At 70.3% G+C, this 22,323-nt stretch carries 21 protein-coding genes; 15 read left to right on the plus strand and 6 right to left on the minus strand.

All coding sequences use genetic code 11. The features are described from left to right. Positions 1-13 precede the first annotated feature (13 nt). From ORI60_RS27845 to ORI60_RS27855, 3 genes are read right to left on the minus strand one after another with little or no spacing between them, the layout of a single operon-like run. On the minus strand, positions 14-892 hold the full coding sequence (locus tag ORI60_RS27845) for an alpha/beta fold hydrolase (RefSeq protein WP_266040959.1): 879 nt from the start codon (positions 890-892) through the stop codon (positions 14-16). 8 nt (positions 893-900) lie between these two features. Next, complete coding sequence (locus tag ORI60_RS27850; protein WP_266040960.1) at positions 901-2,232, minus strand: hypothetical protein; 1,332 nt, start codon at positions 2,230-2,232, stop codon at positions 901-903. Positions 2,233-2,236: 4 nt separating this feature from the next. Beyond that, positions 2,237-3,865 carry a DEAD/DEAH box helicase gene (locus ORI60_RS27855; RefSeq protein WP_416234503.1) on the minus strand — a complete coding sequence of 543 codons (1,629 nt, stop codon included), beginning with the start codon at positions 3,863-3,865 and terminating at the stop codon, positions 2,237-2,239. Between the two features lie 214 nt (positions 3,866-4,079). On the opposite strand from ORI60_RS27855, the gene ORI60_RS27860 reads away from it, so the two are divergent. Both ORI60_RS27860 and ORI60_RS27865 read left to right on the plus strand, forming a co-directional pair. Further along, positions 4,080-4,721, plus strand: a complete 642-nt coding sequence (locus tag ORI60_RS27860) for a ferritin-like fold-containing protein (protein ID WP_266040962.1) — start codon at positions 4,080-4,082, stop codon at positions 4,719-4,721. Positions 4,722-4,764: 43 nt separating this feature from the next. Then, positions 4,765-4,989, plus strand: a complete 225-nt coding sequence (locus ORI60_RS27865; protein WP_189158308.1) for a DUF3107 domain-containing protein — start codon at positions 4,765-4,767, stop codon at positions 4,987-4,989. A 58-nt stretch (positions 4,990-5,047) separates the two neighbouring features. On the opposite strand, the gene ORI60_RS27870 is transcribed toward ORI60_RS27865, so the two are convergent. Continuing rightward, complete coding sequence (locus ORI60_RS27870; protein WP_266040963.1) at positions 5,048-5,356, minus strand: DUF4873 domain-containing protein; 309 nt, start codon at positions 5,354-5,356, stop codon at positions 5,048-5,050. Next, complete coding sequence (locus ORI60_RS27875) at positions 5,356-6,039, minus strand: TetR/AcrR family transcriptional regulator (protein ID WP_266040964.1); 684 nt, start codon at positions 6,037-6,039, stop codon at positions 5,356-5,358. Before ORI60_RS27875 ends, ORI60_RS27870 begins: the two co-directional genes overlap by 1 nt. Positions 6,040-6,100: 61 nt before the next feature. Here ORI60_RS27875 and ORI60_RS27880 point away from each other — a divergent pair, with 61 nt between their 5' ends. Both ORI60_RS27880 and ORI60_RS27885 read left to right on the plus strand, forming a co-directional pair. Then, a complete protein-coding gene (locus ORI60_RS27880; RefSeq protein ID WP_266040965.1) occupies positions 6,101-6,988 on the plus strand; it encodes an AurF N-oxygenase family protein in 888 nt (295 codons plus the stop codon). Continuing rightward, positions 6,961-7,740 carry an alpha/beta fold hydrolase gene (locus ORI60_RS27885; RefSeq protein ID WP_266040966.1) on the plus strand — a complete coding sequence of 260 codons (780 nt, stop codon included), beginning with the start codon at positions 6,961-6,963 and terminating at the stop codon, positions 7,738-7,740. Before ORI60_RS27880 ends, ORI60_RS27885 begins: the two co-directional genes overlap by 28 nt. Positions 7,741-7,777: 37 nt before the next feature. On the opposite strand, the gene ORI60_RS27890 is transcribed toward ORI60_RS27885, so the two are convergent. Then, complete coding sequence (locus tag ORI60_RS27890; RefSeq protein ID WP_030480925.1) at positions 7,778-8,407, minus strand: TetR/AcrR family transcriptional regulator; 630 nt, start codon at positions 8,405-8,407, stop codon at positions 7,778-7,780. Between the two features lie 126 nt (positions 8,408-8,533). Here ORI60_RS27890 and ORI60_RS27895 point away from each other — a divergent pair, with 126 nt between their 5' ends. The 11 genes from ORI60_RS27895 to ORI60_RS27945 all read left to right on the plus strand — a co-directional run bounded on the left by ORI60_RS27895 (position 8,534) and on the right by ORI60_RS27945 (position 22,303). After that, positions 8,534-9,487 carry an alpha/beta fold hydrolase gene (locus tag ORI60_RS27895; RefSeq protein ID WP_266040967.1) on the plus strand — a complete coding sequence of 318 codons (954 nt, stop codon included), beginning with the start codon at positions 8,534-8,536 and terminating at the stop codon, positions 9,485-9,487. Positions 9,488-9,527: 40 nt separating this feature from the next. Then, positions 9,528-10,523: a DUF3152 domain-containing protein gene (locus tag ORI60_RS27900; RefSeq protein ID WP_266040968.1), complete on the plus strand. Its 996-nt coding sequence runs from the start codon at positions 9,528-9,530 to the stop codon at positions 10,521-10,523. 79 nt (positions 10,524-10,602) lie between these two features. Further along, complete coding sequence (moeZ, locus tag ORI60_RS27905) at positions 10,603-11,775, plus strand: adenylyltransferase/sulfurtransferase MoeZ (protein ID WP_090065715.1); 1,173 nt, start codon at positions 10,603-10,605, stop codon at positions 11,773-11,775. A gap of 243 nt (positions 11,776-12,018) precedes the next feature. Next, complete coding sequence (locus ORI60_RS27910; RefSeq protein WP_266040969.1) at positions 12,019-12,816, plus strand: TIGR02569 family protein; 798 nt, start codon at positions 12,019-12,021, stop codon at positions 12,814-12,816. Between the two features lie 105 nt (positions 12,817-12,921). After that, positions 12,922-14,841, plus strand: a complete 1,920-nt coding sequence (locus tag ORI60_RS27915; protein ID WP_266041063.1) for a molybdopterin oxidoreductase family protein — start codon at positions 12,922-12,924, stop codon at positions 14,839-14,841. Beyond that, positions 14,838-16,295 (plus strand): FAD-dependent oxidoreductase, encoded by a 1,458-nt coding sequence (locus tag ORI60_RS27920; RefSeq protein ID WP_266040970.1) that lies wholly within the window; start codon positions 14,838-14,840, stop codon positions 16,293-16,295. Before ORI60_RS27915 ends, ORI60_RS27920 begins: the two co-directional genes overlap by 4 nt. A gap of 97 nt (positions 16,296-16,392) precedes the next feature. Then, a complete protein-coding gene (locus ORI60_RS27925) occupies positions 16,393-17,694 on the plus strand; it encodes an MFS transporter (protein ID WP_266040971.1) in 1,302 nt (433 codons plus the stop codon). 112 nt (positions 17,695-17,806) lie between these two features. Beyond that, positions 17,807-20,263, plus strand: coding sequence for a nitrite reductase large subunit NirB (gene nirB, locus ORI60_RS27930; RefSeq protein WP_266040972.1), 2,457 nt, complete (start codon positions 17,807-17,809; stop codon positions 20,261-20,263). Continuing rightward, positions 20,260-20,571 (plus strand): nitrite reductase small subunit NirD, encoded by a 312-nt coding sequence (gene nirD / locus ORI60_RS27935; protein ID WP_090065721.1) that lies wholly within the window; start codon positions 20,260-20,262, stop codon positions 20,569-20,571. Before nirB ends, nirD begins: the two co-directional genes overlap by 4 nt. Beyond that, positions 20,568-21,659, plus strand: coding sequence for a uroporphyrinogen-III synthase (locus tag ORI60_RS27940; protein ID WP_266040973.1), 1,092 nt, complete (start codon positions 20,568-20,570; stop codon positions 21,657-21,659). The genes nirD and ORI60_RS27940 overlap by 4 nt, the downstream gene beginning before the upstream one ends. Beyond that, a complete protein-coding gene (locus tag ORI60_RS27945) occupies positions 21,656-22,303 on the plus strand; it encodes a sirohydrochlorin chelatase (protein WP_266040974.1) in 648 nt (215 codons plus the stop codon). Before ORI60_RS27940 ends, ORI60_RS27945 begins: the two co-directional genes overlap by 4 nt. Positions 22,304-22,323 lie beyond the last annotated feature (20 nt).

A 22,323-nucleotide genomic window follows, 5' to 3' on the forward strand; every position in this document is an offset into this window, starting at 1 on the left:
GGCCTGGCTGGGGTCAGGAAGTCAGCCAGGCCCGCCACGTCGGCAGCAGCGTGGCGATGAGGTCGAGCGGCGCCTCGGTGTTCGGCGAGTGCATCACGCCGGGCAGCACGGCGAAGTCCGCGTCCAGCCGCTCCGCCATGTCGCGCTGGGCGGCGGGCGTCCACGCGTCGTCCGCGTCGCCGCACACCACCAGGCAGGGCGTGCCGGACGACCGCAGCGCGCGTGCCAGCTTCGCGACCTGGTCCGGTTCGTAGCGCAGGCCGTTGCCCATGCCGAGCAGCGCCGCGGCCTGCGACTTGAGGAACCTGGTGCGGTAGAAGTCCTTCAGCTCCTGCGGGAGCACCGCGTACGCCGGGTTCTGCTGCGCCCGCAGCTCGTTCAGCCGCTGGGTGCCCTCGACGCCCTGCTCGGCCAGCACGTGCTCGCCGACCTCCAGCACCGTGCGGCGATCTCCCGCGGGCAGTTCCGACGGGCCCGACGACATCAGCGTGAGCCCCGCGATCGGAGCCCCCGCGAACACCGCGGCCCGGGACACCAGTCCGCCGTAGGAGTGGCCGAGCAGCAACACCTTGCGGCCGTCCGCCGCGATCTTGCCGATCAGCTCGGCGAGCACCGAGCCGAGCGGGCCCGGCCGGTACAGCGCCTCGTCGTCCGGGCCCGGCGAGTCCTGCTGGCCCGGCAGGTCGATCGCGACGACCTCGAAACCCGCGTCCGCGATCGGGTCGATCATCGGCGCGAAGTCCTCTTTGGAGCCCGTGTAGCCCGGCACGAGCAGCACGGTCGTGCGCATCGCGTCGTCGCCCATCGCGGGCGCGCGCAGCGCCGCGATCGTGCCGTAGCGGCCCGGGAGGTCGACGCGTTGCGCCCGGTGAGGGCTGATCTGCGAGTGCACGAACTGAACTATCGCAGCGCGACCAGGGTTTCGCCACGCTGCTCGAGCACGACAGGACCGGCTGTGGCGAGTTGCACAGGGCCCGTGTGGCCCTCGCGGTTCAGCTTGATCGTGCCCACGACGGCACCCGTGGCCTGCTCGTACACCCGCAGGCCCTCCTTCACCGGGATGACCGCGCGGCCCGCGAGCGTCGTGCCGGCGCCCAGCGCGCCCTCGGCGGTCCACAGTGGAGTGAGCGTCTCCAGCGACAGCGCGACAGTGCGCGAACCGCTGAACCAGAAGGCGTTCGTCTTCGTCGTGAAGACGCGTGCCACGTGGTTCGGCGGATCGGCGAAGTCCGCCTCGGGGATGTCGAGCGGCGCTTCGCCGACCTGGTTGCCGGTCTCCGCGTCGAAGATCAGCAACCGGCTCGGGCTCGGCACGGCCACCGCGACGAGCTTCTCGGTGACGGCCACGACCTGCGCGTTCTTCGCGCCCGTGAGAGGGCTGCCGAACACCTTCGGCTCGTCGGACTTGTCCGGGTTCGGCTTGAGGATCGTCACCCGGTCCGACGCGTCGTCGGGGCAGCGCTCGATCATCGCGAACCTGCCGGAGGTGACGGCGACCGAGCCGTACGTGCAGCCGACCCTCGGTTGCTTGTTCGGGTTCACGATCGCGCGCAGAGCGCCGTACTCGAGCGAGCGCACCAGGTCGTCACGCCGGTAGACCTCGACGAACTTCGAGCCGGTGGTGATCAGGTGCGAACCCTCGTTGAGCAGTGCCGTGCCCGGTTCCGCGTCGCCGTTGCGCTGCGCCCGCCGCTCGCCGGTCACCCCGTCGAGCGAGGTGAGCTCGGAGCAGTTCGTGCCCTTGGAGTACAGGGCCATCGCCCGGCCCCAGCCCGTGCTCACGACGCACAGCGGCAGGTCGCGCTCGTAGGACCACCGCACGTCACCCGTCAGCGGGTCGCGCCCCTCGACCTTGCCGCCGTCGCCGGTGACGACCGTCGACGGCTTCTCCTCGCCCGTGTCTTTCGACGCGGTCTGCACGACCACGGGGGACAGCGAGGCGCCGCTGCGCGCCCGCCACACCTCGGCGAGCGACGGAGGCAGCGCGGCCACTTCGGGCAGCGGCTCCCACGACGACGGCCCGGTGACCGACGTCGTGGCGCGAGCATCGCTGAACGCCCAGGTCAGCACGGACGCCGTGACCGACACCACCGTGATCACGGCGATCGCGATGAAGTCGGCGCGGGTGCGCCAGGACCGGGCGGGCGGACGTTCTGCGACGGGCGCGGCCTCGTGCGAGGGCTCGTCGAGGACGTCCTCGACATCGGTGACGTCGGAACCGGGGGACGACATGTGATCAGTCTGCCGAAGGAGCGGCCTGTTCGGCAGAGCTTCGGCGACGCCGACGCCTGCGCGGCTTGTCGGAGGCCGACTTCTCGGTGGCCTCGGGGGCCGACTGGGTCTGCTCACCCTCCTGCGTCACGCCGGCGCGGCTGCGCGTGCGCGAACGGGACCGCTTCGGCCTGGTCTCCTCGCCCGGCTCGGGCGCCTGCTCGGCGCCGGCGGGGGAGGAACCCGTGCGACGGCCGGTGCCGCTGCTGCTGCGGCGCTTGCGCTTGCCCGTGTCGAGCTTCTCCTCCTCTTCGGCGTCGAGGCCCGCGCGGGTGCGGTGGCTCAGCGGCAACCGGCCCGTGGAACCGGACGGGATGCCCAGGTCGGCGTAGAGGTGCTCCGACGTGGAGTACGTCTCGACCGGCAACGGCTGGCCGAGGCCCAGCATGTCGTTGACCGACGCCCAGCGGTGCGTCTCGTCCCAGTCGACGAACGTGACGGCGACACCCGTGCGTCCGGCGCGGCCCGTGCGGCCGATGCGGTGCACGTACGTCTTCTCGTCCTCGGGGCACTGGTAGTTGATGACGTGCGTCACGTCGTCGATGTCGATGCCGCGCGCGGCGACATCGGTGGCGACCAGCACGTCGACCTTGCCGGCGCGGAACGCCCGCAGCGCCTTCTCGCGCGCGCCCTGACCCAGGTCGCCGTGGACGGCGGCCGCGGCGAACCCGCGCTCGGTCAGGTCGTCGGCGACCTTCTGCGCGGTCCGCTTGGTCCGCGCGAACACCATCGTGAGACCCCGGTCGCGGGCCTGCAGCGCGCGGGCCAGCATCTCCGGCTTGTCCATCGAGTGCGCCCGGTAGACGAACTGCGAGGTGTTCTCGTGCGTCTGACCTGCGTCGTTCTCCTCGGCACGGATGTGCGTCGGCTGGTTCAGGAACGTGCGCGCCAGCGTGATGATCGGGCCCGGCATGGTCGCCGAGAACAGCATGGTCTGCCGCTCGTCGGGAACCATGTTCAGGATGCGCTCGATGTCGGGCAGGAAGCCCAGGTCGAGCATCTCGTCGGCCTCGTCGAGCACCAGCATGCGGACCTTGCCGAGCACCAGGTGGCGCTGTTCGGCCAGGTCGAGCAGGCGGCCGGGCGTGCCGATGATGACGTCGGCGCCCTTGCGGAGCTGCGCGATCTGCCGCTCGTAGGGGATGCCGCCGTAGATCGCGGCGACCTTCACGCCGAGGTGGCGCGACGCGTCGGTGAGGTCGTGCGAGACCTGGAGGCACAGCTCACGGGTGGGCACGACCACGAGGGCCTGCGGGGTGCCGTCGCCCGGCAGGTCGACGCGGTGCAGCAGCGGCACGCCGAACCCGAGGGTCTTGCCCATGCCGGTGCGCGCCTGGCCGATGAGGTCGTCACCGGCGAGAGCGATGGGGAGCGTCAGCTCCTGGATGGCGAACGTGCGCTCGATGCCGGCTTCGCCGAGCGCCTTGACGATCTCGTGACGGACGCCGAGCTCGGCGAACGTGGGGGATTCCGACTGCACCGGGGCGTCTGCCAGCAACGGGTGCGACGTGTCTTCTTCGGGAACTCCGGCCTCGCTGTGTTCCAGGAGAACCGGGTCCAGATGTGCTTCTACTTCAGCGGTCAGGGTGATCAGCCTCTCTCGTACCAAGCGCGTACGAGCCCTGGCCGGGCCTCTCGACCGCGCTCGATGAGCAGCTGCGGGAAAGGTGTACGCGCACCATTCTGGCGCCAGCCCAAGAAGAAATTGGGCAACTGCGTGGTCGTCACACTCGTCACGCCGGGCGTCCGCCCCCATTCTACCTGGCAAGACACTTTTGACCACCTGGCGCGCACTAGAGTTCGGTCTCATGGGTGTTGCAGAGGGTGTTGTCGATCTTCTGGGAGCGCTTGCATATGGCGAGCTCTCGGCTTTCGACCGGATGACGGAGGACTCGCGCACGGCGCCGACCTTGGCGGGACGTGCCGCTCTCGCGCAGATGGCCGCGGCCGAGATCGGCCACTTCACGCTGCTGCAGAAGCACCTCGCCGCGGAGGGCATCACCGTCGAGGACGCGATGACGCCGTTCGTGAAGGGTTTCGACGCGTTCCACGAGTCGACGAGCCCCAAGTCGTGGCTCGAGTCGCTCGTGAAGGCGTACGTCGGCGACGGCCTCGCGGCCGACTTCTACCGCGAGATCGCGGAGTGGCTCGACGCGCCGACCAAGGAGCTGGTGCTCCACGTGCTCGCCGACACGGGTCACTCGGCGTTCGCTGAACGCGAAGTCCTGGCCGCCGTCGAGTCCGATCCGCGGGTGCGCGACCGGCTCGCGCTGTGGGGCCGGCGGCTGCTCGGAGAAGCGTTGACGCAGGCCCAGTACGTGGTGGCGGAGCGGGACGGCCTCTCCGAGCTCATCATCCGGGGCTCCGGCGACCTCGCCGGGATCGGTCAGCTGTTCCGCCGCCTTCAGCAGTCGCACGCGCGGCGCATGACGCAGCTGGGTCTGGGCTAGGTAGGCTCGGGATCAGATTTTTCTCTTGAGCACGGAGGTCAGCGTGGAGGTCAGGATCGGCGTCGCGGACAGCGGGCGCGAACTCGTCGTGACCAGTGAGCTCAACCCGTCCGAGGTCGAGACTCTGGTTGCGGACGCGGTGTCCGGCAAGTCCAGCGTGCTGTCGCTGGTGGACGTCAAGGGTGCGCGGTTCGTCGTGCCCGCTGGCCGCGTCGCGTACGTGGAGATCGGCCCGCAGGACTCGCGCAAGGTCGGGTTCGGCGCCTGAGTCGTCAGCACTGAGAAGGGCCCCGGTCGCGATGACCGGGGCCCTTCTCGTTGTGTGCCTAGGCCGGTTCCTCGATCTTGTAGGGCGGAGTGGAGATGCCGCCGACCCGGTAGCGGCCCCACGGGTCGGGGTCGGTGAGCGTCCCCTCCGCCTCGCCGGTGGGCGTGCGCAGCACCGCGGTCCGCGCGCCTGCCTCGACCCGGCTGGTGACGTCGTCGTGCTTCTTGATCCGGCCGTACCAGTGGTAGCGGCCGTCGATCGGCTGGAAGTACCCCCGCAGATCGACCTCGACCGCCACCTCGTCGGTTCCGAAGACGAGGGTGGCGGCGCCGCTGTAGCCCTCTTCGTCGTGCTCGTGCTCGCTCATCAGTCCACCAATCGCAGGGGGGAGAGTGGCTTTGCGGGGTCTGCCTGGACGCCCGCCGACCGCAGCAGCCCGTCGATGGCGTGCCAGATCAGCGTGGCCAGGTACTCGCTGAGGTTCGCGCGGGACATCGTTTGGCGGTCGAGCCACCAGTCACCGGCGTTCTGCACCATGCCGACGAGCGCGTGCGCCCACGGCTCGGCGCCGCCGGAGTCCATCTCGAAGGAACGCAGGTAGTCGCCCAGGATCCGGGCCAGCGTCGACGCGATGAGGTTCTTGTCCTCGGCGACGACGTCCTTCTCGACCGGGCGGTCCACGAAGGACCCCTTCACCACGAACCGGTAGAGGTTCGGGTTCTCCTCGATCACCGACAGGTAGGCGTCGACGATCCCCAGGATGCGGCCGCGGATCGGGCCGTCGGCGATCAGCGCCGGTCCCATCCGGTCCATCAGCATTTCGGTGGCCTTCTGGCCCACTGCCAGGTACAGGTCGGACTTGTCGGTGAAGTGCCGGTAGAGCACGGGCTTGCTGACGCCGGCCTCCGCGGCCACGTCGTCCATGCCCACGTCCGGGCCCTTCTTGGCCACGGCGGCGATCGTGGCCTCCACGAACTCCGCCCTGCGCTGCTCGCGATGACCCTTCCACCGCTCACGTCGCGCGTCCGGCCCCTTGACAGTGCGTGCCATGTGACGCACGCTACCAGAAGTAACCGTTACCTCAAGTAACACCTACCGGGGAGGGCAACCGATGAGGGTCGCCGATCGGGAGAAGACAGCGGAGCGGCTGCTCAAGTCGTCCGCCGAGAAGTTCTACGACCCCGAGGTGGACATCGACTGGTCCGCACCTCTGGTCGACGGTCTCTTCTACATCCCTGAACAGCGCATTTCGCTCTACGGCACGCCTCTCTACGACTCGCTCTCGCAGGAGCAGCGCATCGAGCTGTCGAAGCACGAGCTGGCGTCGATCGCGTCCGTCGGCCTGTGGTTCGAGCTGCTGCTCATGCAGATGCTCGTGAAGGTCGTCTACAACGCCGACCCGACCACGCGGCACGCCCAGTACGCGCTGACCGAGGTGGCCGACGAGTGCCGGCACTCGACGATGTTCGCGCGCCTGGTCGAGCGGATCGGCTGCCCGGCCTACGGGCCCACGCGCACCACGCACCGCCTGGGCAAGCTGCTGCCGATCATCGGCTACGGCCCCGCGATGTACGGGTCGATCCTGGTCGCGGAGGAGATCCTCGACCGGCTGCAGCGCGAGGCGATGACCGACGACACCATCCAGCCGCTGGTGCGGATGGTGAACCGGATCCACGTGCTGGAAGAGGCCCGGCACGTGCGGTTCGCGCGCGAGGAGCTGCTGCGCGGCATGTCGGAGCTGAAGGGCTACGAGATGCCGTACCAGAAGTGGCTGGTCGGGTACGTCTCGATGATGATCACGCGCGCGATCATCAACCCCGCCGCGTACGCCGCCGTCGGGCTGGACGTGCGCGAGGCCCACCGCCAGGCGCTGGGCAACGAGCGGTTCCAGGAGACCATTCGCTGGTCCGGTGAGCGGATCATGACGTTCCTGGACGAGGCAGGGCTCGTGGGAAGGCCGGGGATGCGCTCATGGCGTCGCTCGTTCTTGATCGGCTGAACGTCGTCACGTCGGGGTCTTCGTCCTCCGACGTGACGGCGGTCCTGCTGCACGGGTGGACCATGGACCTGACCACCTGGGACCGCGTCGCCGCCGCCCTGCCCGGCCGGGTGGTCCGGTACGACGTGCGCGGGCACGGCGGGTCCTCGGGTGCCGGGACGATCTCGGAGCTGGCCGACGACCTGGCGGCTGTGCTGGAGGAGTGCGTTCCGTCCGGGCGGATCGTGCTCGCCGGCCACTCGCTGGGCGGCATGACGATCATGGCGCTGGCCGAGCAGCGGCCCGAGCTGTTCGAGCGGGTGTCCGGGGTGGCGTTGATCGCCACGTCGTGCGGGAACCTGCCGCGGCAGCTCTGGGTGGAGCGGCTCGCCGGGCGGTGGCTGGGCGGACGGCCCAAGGTCGGGTTCGGCCGCGTGCTCGCGCCGGGGCTGCGGATGACGTTCGGGCGGCGGCCCCGGTGGGCCGACGTGCGCGCGGCCGCGGCGATGGCGGGCAACACGACAGGTGAGGCGTTCGTCGGGATCCGCGAGGAACTGACGCTGCACCAGCGGCGAGAGGCCCTGGCCGTGCTGGCGGACATCCCCGCGGTCGTGATGGCCGGGTCGTGGGACGTGCTCACGCCGATGCGGCACTCACGGGTGCTCGCCGAGGCGTTGCCCAGCGCGCAGTTCGTGATCTACCCGAAGACCGGGCACATGCTGCCGCTGGAACGGTCCGAGGACGTGGCGAGACGAATAGCCGCGCTGATGTGAGAAAAGGGCCCGCACTCGCGGGCCCTTTTTCGTCTGCTCAGTGCTGGAGCGGGAAACCGCCACCGATGCCGCGCCAGGCCAGGTTGGAGATCAGGGCCACGGCGTCCTCCTTGGGCACGCGGCGGTTGTCCGCGAGCCACGACCGCGCCGTGACCTGGGACAGGCCGACCAGACCCACGGCCAGCAGACGCGCCCGCTCCTCGTCGAGGCCCGCGTCCGCGGTGATCGTGTCGGTGATCGCGTCCACGGAGTCGGTGGTCGCGCGTTCCACGGCCGACTGCACGGCCGGTTCGGAGCGCAGGTCCGACTCGAACACCATGCGGAACGCCTGGCCCTCGCCGTCCACGAAGTCGTAGAACGCGGCCACGGCGGCGCGGACGCGGAGCTTGTTGTCCGTGGTGGAACCGATCGCGGTGCGCACGCGGCCGACCAGCTCGTCCACATGGGACTCCAGGAGCGCCATGTAGAGCTCCAGCTTGCCCGGGAAGTGCTGGTACAGCACCGGCTTGGACACGCCCGCGCGCTCGGCGATCTCGTCCATCGCCGCGGCGTGGTAACCGTTGGCGACGAACACGTCCTGCGCCGCTGCCAGCAGTTGCGCGCGGCGGGCGGTGCGCGGCAGTCGAACGCCCCTGCCTGCGGGTGCGCTCTGCGCCGTCTCCGTCATGGTGCCTCCAGCACGAGTGATCCGGCCGTCGGACAGGGGTTGCCAGACCGAGGCTGAGCGCAACCTTACTCGCTGGTAGCGGACTTCCGGGAACCATCTTGCCGTTCTTTCCCGCATCCTGGTCCGGTGAGCGCCTTGATTCCCGCCCCGTTGTCCACGGTCGCGCTGCCACCGCTGGACAAGTCGCAGACGCCGTGGCCCGGTCAGTTCCAGCAGGTCGACGACCACGAGGTGCACGTCAGGATCACACCGGGGGACGGCCCCCCGGCCGTCTACGTGCACGGGCTCGGAGGGTCCGCGACGAACTGGACGGACCTGGCGGCCCAGCTGCGGGAACACGTCCGCGGGTACTCGATCGACCTGCCCGGATTCGGGCGGTCGGAACCGATTCCCGGCTACGACTTCAGTCTCGCCACGCACGCGCGCACGGTGATCAAGTATTTGGAAACGCTCTCACAGCCCGTGCACCTGTTCGGCAACTCCATGGGCGGCGCGATCTCGGTCATGGTGGCCGCCAGCAGGCCGGATCTGGTGAGGACGCTCACGCTCGTCTCGCCGGCCGTGCCCGACCTCCGTCCCCGCCTCGACCGCATGTCCGACCCGCGGATGGCGCTCGCCGTCCTGCCGGTCGTCGGGGCCAGGGTGCGTCGTGAGCTCGCGAAGCTGTCCGCGCACCAGCGCACCCGGCAGATGCTGGAGCTGTGCTTCGCCGACCCGAGCGTGGTGCCGGACCACCGCATCGAGGAGTCGATCAAGGAGAACGAGGAGCGCGCCCGGCAGCGGTGGGCGGGGCAGGCGCTCAACCGCAGCACGTTCGGCCTGATGCAGAGCTGGCTCACGCCCGGCCCGAGGTCGCTGTGGCGGCTGCTGCCGCTGGTCAAGGCGCCGACGCTGGTGCTCTGGGGCGAGAACGACCGGCTCGTCAGCGTGCGCAAGGGGCCGCGGACGGCACGTCTGCTGCCCAAGGGGCGACTGCTGGTGCTCCCCAGGACGGGCCACGTCGCCCAGATGGAACGGCCCGCCACCGTGGCGAGGGCGGTGCTGGGCATGTGGGAGGCGGTCGACCGGCACTCATGGTGATGAACGACGGCCATACGGGGGATGTGGGACCCTGGAGCACGTGAATCGCGCCCCCGAGCGAGGACGTACTGCTCCGCCCGCTGACCGCTACCGTCGGGGCGAGCGCCGGACCAGCGCGGAACCGCTCGCGGCCGCCTGGGAACCCGAGGCCACGCAGGCCCTGCGCAGGCCGCCCAAGCGGCGCGGCGTGAAGAAGCTCGTCGCCAACTACGGCTGGCGGATCTACGCGATCCCGGTCCTGCTCGTGCTGACGGCTCTGGTGGTCCTCGACACGGTGCAGCCGAAGGCGCCCGCGACCGGCGGCGGCACCAGCACGAACGCCGCCGAGACGCCCGCGAGCACGCCGGAGGCGCCCGCGTCCGAGCTGCCGGCCAAGAAGCCCGACCTGAAGATCCCGACCGCCGAGCTCCCTGCCGGTCCGGACTTCTCGCAGGACGGCGTCGGCACGTTCAAGGTGATCGCGGGCAGCGGCCCGCGCGTCGGTGAGGCCAACGCGCCGAAGTTCCGCAAGTACGCGATCGCCGTCGAGGACGGTGTGAAGCCCGCCGACTACAACGACGACCCGGCCGCGTTCGCGCGCACGATCGAGGGAATCCTGTCCGACCCGCGCAGCTGGATCGGCACCAAGCAGGTCGCGCTGCAGCGGGTCGAGGCGAACCAGAACCCGGACTTCGTCGTGGCGCTGACCACGACGAAGACGACCCACACGCTGTGCGGCAAGGAGATCCCGTTCGAGACCTCCTGCTTCAACCCCGCCCAGAAGCGCGTGATCATCAACGTCGCCCGCTGGGTGCGCGGTGCCATGGCCTACGGCCCCGACCTGGCCGGATACCGCACGTACGTGATCAACCACGAGGTCGGTCACGCGCTGGGCAGCGGGCACGCGGCCTGCGCCGAGAACGGCGCGCCCGCCCCCGTGATGATGCAGCAGACGTTCGGCGTCTCGAACGACTTCGTCTCGCAGCTCAACGCGGGCCAGGACGTGGTGCCGGCCGACGGCAAGGTGTGCACGCCGAACGCGTTTCCCGCAGGCTGAGACGGCTTTCCAACGGGGAAGAGTCGAGGCAGGGTAGACGTTGTCTCGGACACGGAGACATTCGTCGAGGAGGACCAGCATGGCGCTTCCGCCGCTCGTTGAGCCAGCCGCGGAGCTGACCAAGGAAGAAGTCGCGCGCTACAGCCGGCACCTGATCATCCCGGACGTCGGGGTGGACGGGCAGAAGCGGCTGAAGAACGCGAAGGTGCTCGTCGTCGGCGCGGGCGGCCTGGGCAGCCCGGCACTGCTGTACCTGGCCGCGGCCGGGGTCGGCACGCTCGGCGTCGTGGACTTCGACGTCGTGGACGAGTCGAACCTGCAGCGCCAGGTGATCCACGGCCAGTCCGACGTCGGCCGCCCGAAGGCGGAGTCGGCGCGCGACTCGGTCGCCGAGATCAACCCGTTCGTCAAGGTGATCCTGCACCAGACGCACCTCAACTCCGAGAACGCGCTGGAGATCTTCCGCGACTACGACCTGATCCTCGACGGCACCGACAACTTCGCCACCAGGTACCTGGTGAACGACGCCGCGGTGCTGCTGGGCAAGCCGTACGTGTGGGGCTCGATCTTCCGGTTCGAGGGCCAGGTCAGCGTCTTCTGGGAGGACGCCCCGAACGGCCAGGGCCTCAACTACCGCGACCTCTACCCGGAGCCGCCGCCTCCCGGCATGGTCCCGTCGTGCGCCGAGGGCGGCGTGCTGGGCGTGCTGTGCGCGTCGATCGGCTCGATCATGGTGACCGAGGCGATCAAGCTGCTCACGGGCATCGGCGACCCGCTGCTGGGCCGCCTGATGGTCTACGACGCGCTGGAGATGTCCTACCGGACGATCAAGATCCGCAAGGACCCGGAGTCGCCGAAGATCACCGAGCTGATCGACTACGAGGCGTTCTGCGGTGTCGTGTCCACGGACGCGCAGCAGGCGGCCGCGGGCAACACGATCACGCCTCTGGAGCTCAAGCACAAGCAGGAGTCCGGTGAGGACTTCCTGCTGGTGGACGTGCGCGAGCCGCACGAGTACGAGATCGTCAAGATCCCGGGCTCGGTGCTGATCCCCAAGGACAAGATCCTGTCCGGCGAGGCGTTCTCGGAGCTGCCGCAGGACAAGCCGCTCGTGCTGCACTGCAAGTCCGGCGCTCGTTCCGCGGAGGCCCTCGCGGCGCTGCACAAGGCGGGCTTCAAGGACGCGGTGCACGTCGGCGGCGGTGTGCTGGCGTGGGCCCGCGAGGTCGACCCCAGCCTGCCGACCTACTAGCAGGGCAACCACAGCTCGCCGACGTACCAACAGGCCGACCCGAGCCAGCCGACGCGCTGACTCGGGCCGGCCCGAGCGAGCGAGGGGTTTTCGCGTGTTCGCGCCGGTCGTCCGGTCGCCCCTTCGTGGTGGATTCGGTGAAGCCCAATCCGGCACGAAGCGGTGGCCGGATGGCCGGCTTCCCGGCGAACACGCCCGGAGTCTGCGGAGCAGCGACCAAAAAACACGGTAGCGTGCCCGACCGTGACCCGGTCCCCCGAACCGCCCCCAGCGCACGTGCGTGCGGCGTTCGGGGCACGTGACGCCGAGCCAGAGCTCATCGACGGCGGCCCCGCCTGGCGGTGCGGCGACGCCACGATCAGGCCCGCGCCCAAGCCCGCCGAGGCCACCTGGATCGCCAAGACCCTCGACGGCCTCGACGTCCACCACCTGCGCATCGGCAGACCGTTGCGGTCCACCGACGGCAGATACGTGGTCGGCGGCTGGTCCGCCACCAAGTTCCTCGCCGGCCGGGCCGAGGCGCGGCACGACGAGGTGATCTCCGTCGCCCAGCGCCTGCACCAGGCCACGGCCGAGCTGCCCAAGCCCCGTTTCCTGGACGCCCGCACGGACGTGTTCGCCGTCGCGGACCGCAAGGCGTGGGGCGAGGAGGACGTGCCGCTCGAGGCCGACCTCGGCGGGCGGCTGTTCGACCTGCTGAAGGAACTGCGCAAGCCGATCAACCTCAAGCCGCAGGTCGTGCACGGTGACCTGTTCGGCAACGTGCTGTTCGCGGGCAACGCGCCGCCGGCCGTCATCGACTTCACCGCCTACTGGCGTCCCGCCGAGTGGGCCGCCGCGGTGATCGCGGTCGACGCCGTGGCGTGGGGTGGCGCGGACTCCGGGCTGTTCCACCGGTGGAGCCACCAGGCCGAGTGGGAGCAGGCGCTGGTGCGCGCGACGCTGTTCCGGCTGGCCGTGCACGCGCTGCACCCGTTGTCAACGCCGCAGTCCTTTGCGGGCTTGGAACGTGCTGCTCACCACGTCACCGCACTGCTCTGAGCGGGCCATTTTCCACCGACGAAACATTGCGGAGCATCGGGTTAACGCGAGCTTCTTAGCGTCAGCGGCGTGACCCATTGCCCCTACTGCGCGCTGCAGTGCTCCATGAGCGTCATCGACGGCCAGGTGACACCTGGTCCCGGTGGGCTGTGCCAGAAGGGCTGGACGGCAGGGGAGCTGCTGCGCCATCCCGGCCGCCTCACCACGCCTCTTCTGCACGGTCAGCCGGTGTCCTGGGACGAGGCCCTCGACTTCGTGGCCGCACGGATCACCTCCTACGAGCCCGACGAGGTCGCCGTGTTCGGCGGCGGCGGGCTGACGAACGAGAAGGCCTACGCGCTCGGCAAGTTCGCGCGCGTCGCCCTGAAGACCTCGCAGATCGACTACAACGGCCGGTTCTGCATGTCGTCGGCCGCGGCCGCGGGCAACAAGGCGTTCGGGCTGGACCGCGGGCTGCCGTTCCCCCTGACCGACCTCCGCGGCGCCGACACCGTGCTGCTGGCGGGCTCGAACCCGGCCGAGACGATGCCGCCGTTCCTGCGGCACCTCGAAGGCGCACGGCTGATCGTCATCGACCCGCGGCGCACGCCGACCGCCGAGCGCGCGACGTTGCACCTGCAGCCCGCGCCGGGCACGGACCTGGCGCTGGCACTGGGACTGCTGCACACGGCGGTCATCGAGGGCGTGATCGACAAGGAGTACGTCAACTCCAGGACCTCGGGTTTCGACGAGGCCTGGCGGGTGGCGGCCGCGTGGTGGCCCGAGCGCGTCGAACGCGTGACGGGCGTGTCCGCCGCCGACCAGCGCGCCGCCGTGCACATGCTGGCCGGGCGGTCGTACGTGCTGACCGGCCGCGGCACCGAGCAGCACGCGTCCGGCACCGACAACGTCTCGGCGTGGATCAACCTGGCTCTGGCGCTGGGACTTCCCGGCCGGGCGGGCTCCGGTTACGGCTGCCTGACCGGGCAGGGCAACGGTCAGGGCGGTCGCGAGCACGGCCAGAAGGCCGACCAGCTGCCCGGCTACCGCAAGATCGACGATCCCGTCGCGCGGCGGCACATCATGGACGTCTGGGACGTGTCGTGGCTGCCCGGACCTGGGCGCAGCGCGTACGAGCTGCTGGTCGCGGAAGACATCAAGGCGATGCTGGTGTTCGGCAGCAATCCGGTGGTGTCGGCGCCGCGGGCGTCCGGTGTCGTCGACCGGTTCAAGGCGCTGGACCTGCTGGTGGTGGCGGACTTCGTGATGTCGGAGACCGCCGCGATGGCCGACGTCGTGTTCCCGGTGACGCAGTGGGCCGAGGAAGACGGCACGATGACCAACCTCGAAGGCCGGATCATCAGGCGCCGCAAGGCACTCGACCCGCCGGCCGGGGTGCGCAGCGACCTGGAGCTGTTGCAGGGCCTCGCTTCGCGGCTCGGTGTGGGCGAGAAGTTCCCGGTGGCACCGGCCGAGGTCTTCGAGGAGCTGCGCCGCGCGTCGGCCGGCGGCCTCTCCGACTACTCCGGCATCACCTACGAGCGGCTGGAGTCCGAGCAGCTGCACTGGCCCGTGCCGTCGGTGGACCACCCCGGCACCCCGAGGCTCTTCCTCGACCGGTTCGCGCACCCCGACGGCCTGGCGCGGTTCATCCCGGTCGACCACCGCGGCCCCGCCGAGCCGCCGGACGAGGAGTTCCCGTTGCAGGCCACCACCGGCCGCGTCCTGCAGCACTACCAGTCGGGAGCGCAGACGCGGCGGATCGGCGAGCTGCTCCAGGCCGTTCCCGAGATGTACGTCGAGGTCCACCCGGACACGGCTTCACGGGCGGGTCTCGCTTCCGGCGAGTCCGCGCACGTCGTGTCCAGGCGGGGAACGGTGACGGCGGTCGTGCGGTGCGTGCCGAGCATGCGCGCCGACGCGGTGTTCCTGCCGTTCCACTTCCCCGGTGACGGGCGGGCGAACCTGCTCACCAACCCCGCGCTCGATCCCACGAGCCGGATGCCCGAGTTCAAGGTCTGCGCGGTTCGATTGGAGCGGGCATGAGGCGAGTCGTGATCGTCGGGTACGGCATGGCAGGTGCGCGGCTGGCGGACGAACTGCGCCGCCGGGACCCCGACATCTCCATCACCGTCGTGGGTGCGGAACCGCACGCCGCGTACAACCGCGTGCTGCTGTCGACGGTGGTGGCGGGCACGATGACGCCCGAGTCGACGCGGCTGCACGACGACAGGTGGGCGGAGGAGCACCGGGTCGACCTGCGGCTGGGCTGGGAGGTGGTCGAGATCGACCGCGCCGCCCGCGCGGTGGTGGTCGGCAGGACTGGCGGTGCCGATTCGGAGTCCGGCACCGAGTCCATCCCCTACGACGCCCTCGTCCTCGCCACCGGCAGCGTTCCCTGGGTCCCACCGGCCGAAGGCCTCACCGAGGACGGCAGGCTCGCCCCCGGCGTCGTCGCCTTCCGCACCCTCGACGACTGCGCCCAGATCGAGGCCAAGGCGGACAAGGGCATGCCCGTCGCCGTCCTCGGCGGCGGCCTGCTCGGCATCGAGGCCGCCCGCGGCCTGGCCGGACGCGGCTGTCTGGTCACCGTCGTCCACCCCGTCGGCCACCTCATGGAACGCCAGCTCGACCCCGGCGCCGGTGGCGTGCTCGCCCGCACGCTCGGCAAGCTCGGCATCGAGTTCCGCCTGAACTCGCTGGCCACCAAGTACCTGCCCGGCGACGGCCTGATCCTCGACGACGGCACGCACGTCCCCGCCGAGCTCGTCGTGGTCTCCGCCGGAGTGCGCGCCGAGACGTCACTGGCGGTGCGGGCCGGCCTGACCGTCGACCGCGGCATCGTCGTGGACGACGCGCTGCGCACCAGCGACCCGCGCGTCCACGCGATCGGCGACTGCGCCCAGCACCCCGGCACGGTGTCGGGCCTGGTGCAGCCCGCGTGGGACCAGGCCACCGTGCTCGCGGACCGCCTGACCGGCGCGGACCCGGCCGCGCGGTACCTGGGCACTTCCGTCGTCACGCGGTTGAAGGCGCGCGACGTCGACCTCGCGGCGCTGGGTGACGTGCACACCGATGTGGACTGCCCGGACTCGGAGGTCCTGTGCTTCCAGGAGCCTTCGCGCGGCCGGTACGCGAAGCTCGTGCTGCGCGACGACCGGGTGACGGGCGCCATCGTGCTCGGTGCGCCGGACGCGGCGGCCACGATCACCCAGCTCTACGACCGCGGCATCCCCGCACCGACCGACCGCCTCGCGTTGCTGCTGGGACGCGCGCTGCCCGCCGAGGCCGCGTCGCCCGCCGATCTGCCGTCCAGCGCGGTGATCTGCCGGTGCAACACCGTCTCCAAGGGACAGATCGTGTCGGCCTGGCGTGCGGGTGCCGAGTCGTTGCCGCAGCTCGCGGAGGCCACCCGCGCGACCACGGGCTGTGGTGGCTGCAAGGACGCCGTGTGCGGGCTGCTCGACTGGCTCGGAGCCTCACAGCCCGCCCCTGCCTGATGTGCGGCGGAGTTGCCTTCGCCGTCACCGCCCAGAACGCCTCGGTAATGCGAGGTTCCTAGTTTTTCGGGCAACGCCGACCCCGCGGAGGACTTCAATGAGCTGGATCGACCACTGGGAGCCGGAGAAGCCCGAGTTCTGGGAGAACAAGGGCAAGCGGATCGCCCGCAAGAACCTCGTGTTCTCCATTCTCGCGGAGAACCTCGGGTTCAGCGTCTGGGTGCTGATGAGCATCGTCGTCGTGAGCCTCGGCTCCGTCGGCTTCGACTTCAGCGTCGGACAGCAGTTCTGGCTGCTGATCGTGCCGAACCTGGTGGGTGCCGCGCTGCGGGTGCCGTACACGTTCGCGGTGCCGCGCTTCGGTGGCCGGGTGTGGACGACGATCAGCGCCGGGTTGCTGCTCATCCCGTGCACGATGCTCGCCTACGCGGTGTCGACGCCGGGCACGCCCTACTGGTTCTTCCTGCTCACCTCGGCCGCGATGGGCCTCGGTGGCGGCAACTTCTCGTCGTCGATGGCGAACATCTCGTTCTTCTACCCCGAGGGCAAGAAGGGCCTGGCGCTCGGCCTGAACGCGGCCGGCGGCAACCTCGGTGTCGCGGTCACGCAGCTCCTCGTGCCGATCGTGATCACCATCGGCACCGGGATCCACCTCGCCTACGCGGCGCTGATCTGGATGCCGTTCATCGTCCTTGCCACGGCGTGCGCGTGGTTCTTCATGGACAGCCTCACCCAGGCCAAGCCGGACGGTCAGTCGTACAAGCTGGCGCTGTCGAACCGGCACACGTGGGTGATGTCCTTCCTGTACATCGGCACGTTCGGCTCGTTCATCGGGTTCTCGTTCGCGTTCCCGTCGCTGATCAAGATCAGTTTCGTGGACTACAAGGGCTGGGTGGCGCTCGCGTTCCTCGGCGCGCTGATCGGCTCGGTGGCCCGCCCGCTCGGTGGCTGGCTGGCCGACCGCGTCGGTGGCGCCAAGGTGACGCTGGGCACGTTCGTCGGCCTCGGCATCGGCACGATCGGCGTCATCGTCAGCGTCGACTCGCGGAACTTCGCGCTGTTCTTCAGCTCGTTCATCGCGCTGTTCGTGCTGGCGGGCGTCGGCAACGGCTCGACGTACCGGATGATCCCGGCCATCTTCCGCACCCAGTCCGACGACGACAAGTCCGCGAAGCGCCAGGCCGCCGCCGTCGTCGGCATCGCGGGTGCGATCGGTGCCGCCGGTGGTGTGCTGGTGAACCTGGTCTTCAAGTTCTCGCTGGAGGGGTCGAAGACCCTGACGCCCGCGCTGACCGCGTTCCTGGTCTTCTACGGGCTCTGCGTCGGCACCACGTGGTGGTTCTACCTGCGACGCAACGTGTTCGCGACGCGTCCGTCGCTCGCCTACGCGGGCGTGTGACGCACACCGCGCTGATCTGCGAAGAGAGTTTCCTTTAACACCCGCGAAATACCGCGGACCTTGGGATGACACGCCGCCCGGTGAGCATACCGGGCGGAAGGAGGAATGCCCGATGACCCAGACTCTGGTCGTAGTTGGCAACGGCATGGTCGGCCACCGGCTCGTCGAGATCCTTCGTGACTCGTCCTGGCGGATCGTGGTTTTCGGCGAGGAGTCCCGTCCCGCCTACGACCGCGTCGCGCTGTCGTCCTATGTGGACAGCTGGACCTTCGCGGACCTGGAGCTGCCCGCGCTGAGCGGCTGCGAGCTCCGGCTCGGCGAGAAGGCCGTGTCCGTGGACCGCGCCCGCAAGGTCGTCGTGGGCGCCTCGGGTGTCGAGGTCTCCTACGACGCTCTCGTGCTGGCCACCGGCTCGGTGCCGTTCGTGCCGCCGGTGCCCGGCCGTGACCTGCCCGGTTGCCACGTCTACCGCACGGTCGACGACCTGGACGAGATCCGGGCGACGGTCGAGGCCGCTGCCCGGCCCGGCCGGCGTTCCGGCATGGTGCTCGGCGGTGGCCTGCTCGGCCTGGAAGCCGCCAACGCGTTGCGCGGCATGGGAGTCTCGCCGCACGTCGTGGAACTGGCGCCGCGGCTGATGCCGATCCAGGTCGACGAAGGTGGTGCCGGGCTGCTGAAGCGGCTCGTCGAGAAGCTCGACCTGACCGTGCACACCGGCACGTCCGCCTCCTCGATCGAACGCGACGGCTCGCGGCTGATCGCGAAGCTGGCCAGCGGGCTCGAGCTCGACCTGGACGTCGTGGTGTTCAGCGCGGGCATCCGGCCGCGCACCGACCTGGACCTGGGGCTCGAACTGGGGCCGCGCGGCGGTTACCTGGTCGACGCGGCCTGCCGCACCGCCGACCCGCACGTCTTCGCGATCGGCGAGTGCGCCGCCGTCGAGGGCGTCACGTACGGCCTGGTGGCCCCCGGCTACTCGATGGCCGAGGTCGTCGCCGACCAGCTCTCCGGTGGTAGCAGGGTGTTCCCCGGTGCCGACGTGTCCACGAAGCTGAAGCTGCTCGGGGTGGACGTGGCGTCGTTCGGCGACGCGCACGCCCAGACCGAGGGCGCGCTGGAAGTCGTGGTGAACAACGCCGTCGCGGGCACCTACAGCAAGCTCGTGGTGTCGGACGACGCCCGCATCCTGCTCGGCGGCGTGCTCGTCGGCGACGCCTCGTCGTACCTGTCGCTGCGGCCGCTGGTGGGCAAGGAGGTTCCGGCCGCGCTGCTGCAGCCGGGCGGGGCCGTCGACGTGGAGATGCCCGCGGACGCGCAGGTCTGCTCCTGTCTCGCGGTGACGAAGCAGACGATCACCGACGCGATCCAGTCCGGTGTCGCGTGCGACGTGGCCGAGCTGAAGGCGTGCACCAAGGCCGGCACGGGCTGCGGCTCGTGCGTGCCGATGCTGAAGAAGCTGCTGACCGAGTGCGGTGTCGAGCAGTCCAAGGCGCTGTGCGAGCACTTCACGTACTCCCGCGCGGAGCTGTTCGAGATCATCCGGGCGACGCGCGTGACGACGTTCTCCGCGCTGATCGAGAAGCACGGCACCGGACGTGGCTGCGACATCTGCAAGCCCGCGGTGGCCTCGATCCTCGCGTCGCTGGGCAACGGGCACATCCTGGGCGAGACGCAGGTCTCGTTGCAGGACACCAACGACAGGTTCCTGGCGAACCTGCAGCGCAACGGCACCTACTCGGTCGTGCCGCGCATCCCCGGCGGGGAGATCACGCCGGAGAAGCTGATCGTCATCGGCGAGGTGGCCCGCGACTACGGCCTGTACACGAAGATCACCGGCGGTCAGCGCATCGACATGTTCGGTGCGACGGTCGACCAGCTGCCGGAGATCTGGCGCCGGCTGGTCGACGCGGGGTTCGAGTCCGGGCACGCGTACGGCAAGTCGTTGCGCACGGTGAAGTCCTGCGTCGGCACGACCTGGTGCCGTTACGGCGTGCAGGACTCCGTCGGCCTCGCGATCGAGCTGGAGCTGCGCTACCGGGGCCTGCGGTCGCCGCACAAGCTCAAGTCGGCGGTGTCCGGCTGCGCCCGCGAGTGCGCGGAGGCGCGCAGCAAGGACTTCGGCATCATCGCCACGGAGAACGGCTGGAACCTCTACGTGGCGGGCAACGGCGGTTTCACGCCGCGGCACGCCGACCTGCTCGTGTCCGATGTGGACACCAAGACGCTGATCCGCGTGATCGACCGTTTCCTGATGTTCTACATCCGCACGGCTGACCGGCTGCAGCGCACCGCCGCGTGGCTGGAAGGGCTCGACGGCGGGCTCGACCACCTGCGCGAGGTGATCGTCGACGACAAGCTCGGCATCTGCGACGAACTGGAGGCCGCGATGGCGTCGCACGTCTCCGACTACGCCGACGAGTGGCGTGGAGTGCTGGAGGACCCGGAGAAGCTGGCGCGGTTCACGTCGTTCGTGAACGCGCCGGGCGTCCCCGACCCCACGATCTCGTTCCGCGCTGAACGCGGTCAGCGCGTCCCCGTTTCCCTGGGCATCCCGGAGGTCGTCAGGTGATCGTCTGTGACTTCGACGTGTTGCGTCCGGAACAAGGTGTCGCCGCGCTGCGGCCCGACGGCTCGCAGGTCGCGGTGTTCCTGACCGCGGACGGCACGGTGCACGCGCTCGACAACATCGACCCGTTCAGCGGCGCCGCGGTGCTCTCGCGCGGCATCGTGGGCGACCGCGGAGGCGTGCCCGTCGTGGTGTCACCTGTCTACAAGCAGGCGTTCGAGCTGGCGACCGGCAAGTGCCTGGACGAACCATCCGTCTCCGTTGCGGTGCATCAAGTCCGCGTGCGTGACGGTGTTGTGGAGCTGACATGACGGGTCCGCTGGCGGGCTTCACGATCGGCGTGACCGCGGCCCGCCGGGCCGACGAGCTCATCGCGATGCTGGAACGCAAGGGCGCCTCGGTGCTGCACGGCCCGGCCCTGCGGATCGTGCCGCTGCCCGACGACGCGACCCTGCACGCCGCCACGCTGGAACTCGTGTCGTCACCCGTGGACGTCGTCGTCGCGACCACGGCGATCGGCTTCCGCGGGTGGTTCGAGGCCGCCGAGGGCTGGGGACTCGCCGCGCGCCTGCACCGTGCGCTGGAAGGTGCCGTGGTCCTGCCACGCGGCCCGAAGGCCAAGGGCGCGGTCCGCGCGGCCGGCCTGGTCGAGGCCTGGTCGCCGTCGTCGGAGTCGAACGCAGAGCTGCTGCAGTACCTGCTGCGGATGGGTGTGTCGGGCAAGCGGGTCGCCGTTCAGCTGCACGGCGAGCCGTTGCCGGACTTCGTGAACACGCTGGAGGCCGCCGGGGCCCTCGTGGTCGAGATCCCGGTCTACCGGTGGGAGCCGCCGGCGGACATGGGTCCGTTGCAGCGGTTGATCGACGCCGTCCTGGCGGGGCAGGTGGACGCGCTGACGTTCACGTCGGCGCCCGCGGCTTCTTCCGTCCTGCGCACGGCTGCGGACCCCGGAGCTCTGATCTCCTGCCTGCGGCGAGATGTTCTCGTCGTCGGGGTCGGCGCGATCACGGCCGGGCCGCTGGTGGCCGCCGGTATTCCCGTCGTGCAGCCCGCCCGGTCGCGGATCGGGTCGATGGTGCGCGAGCTGGCGCTGGAACTGCCGTCACGGGCGTTGCGGTTGCGGATCGCCTCCCGTGACATGGAGATGCGCGCGCAGGCCGTGGTGATCGACGGTGAGCTGCGCCCTGTCGCGCCGGCTCCCATGGCCGTGCTGCGGACCCTGGTGGCCGCTCGTGGCCGGGTGGTGTCGCGCCAGGACCTGTTGGCGGCCTTGCCTTCCGGCGGCGAGGAGCACGCCGTCGAGACGGCGATCGGGCGGTTGCGGACCGCCCTGGGGTCGCCGCAGATGGTGTGCACGGTCGTGAAGCGTGGTTACCGGCTAGCGATGGAGCCTGCATGAAGCTGGTGTTGGCGTTCCACGGGACGTGTGATCCGCGTGGGACCGTGGTGTGCTCGGAGATCGCCGCCGCGGTCCAGGAGTCGGTGGACCTGCCCGTCGAGGTCGCGTACGCCGACGTGCGGCAGCCGGACGTCCGGTCCGTTGTGGACGGACCTTGCGTCGTGGTGCCGGTGTTCCTGGCGGCCGGGTACCACGTTCGGGTGGACATCCCCGAGCAGATCGGGCCCCGGTCCGACGTCGTGCTGACCTCGCCGGTCGGGCTGGACGCGGTGCCCGCGGTGCGGGATCGGTTGCGGGAGGCAGGTTTCCGCCGCGGCGACGCAGTTGTGCTCGCCGCGGCGGGTTCTTCCGATGCGCGGGCTCTGGCCACCGTCCGGCAGGCTGCGGCGTTGCTCGGGGCGGCCGGGGTCGGGTACGTGGCCACCGCCACGCCTCGTGTGGCCGATGTGGTGGCCGGGTTGTCGGGGCGGGGGCGGCGGGTGGCTGTCGCTTCTTGGCTGTTGGCGCCCGGGGTGTTCCACGGGTCGCTTGCGGCCTGTGGTGCGGACGTCGTGGCCGAGCCCATCGGGGCACATCCGCTTGTCGTGGATGTGGTTCTGCGGAAGTACTTCGAGGCTCGGGCCGTGTTGTCGCGATCTGCTTGAGGGCTGCGGCGCGGGCCGGC

It is taken from the genome of Lentzea sp. NEAU-D7 (genome assembly GCF_026242055.1).
Lineage (GTDB): Bacteria > Actinomycetota > Actinomycetes > Mycobacteriales > Pseudonocardiaceae > Lentzea.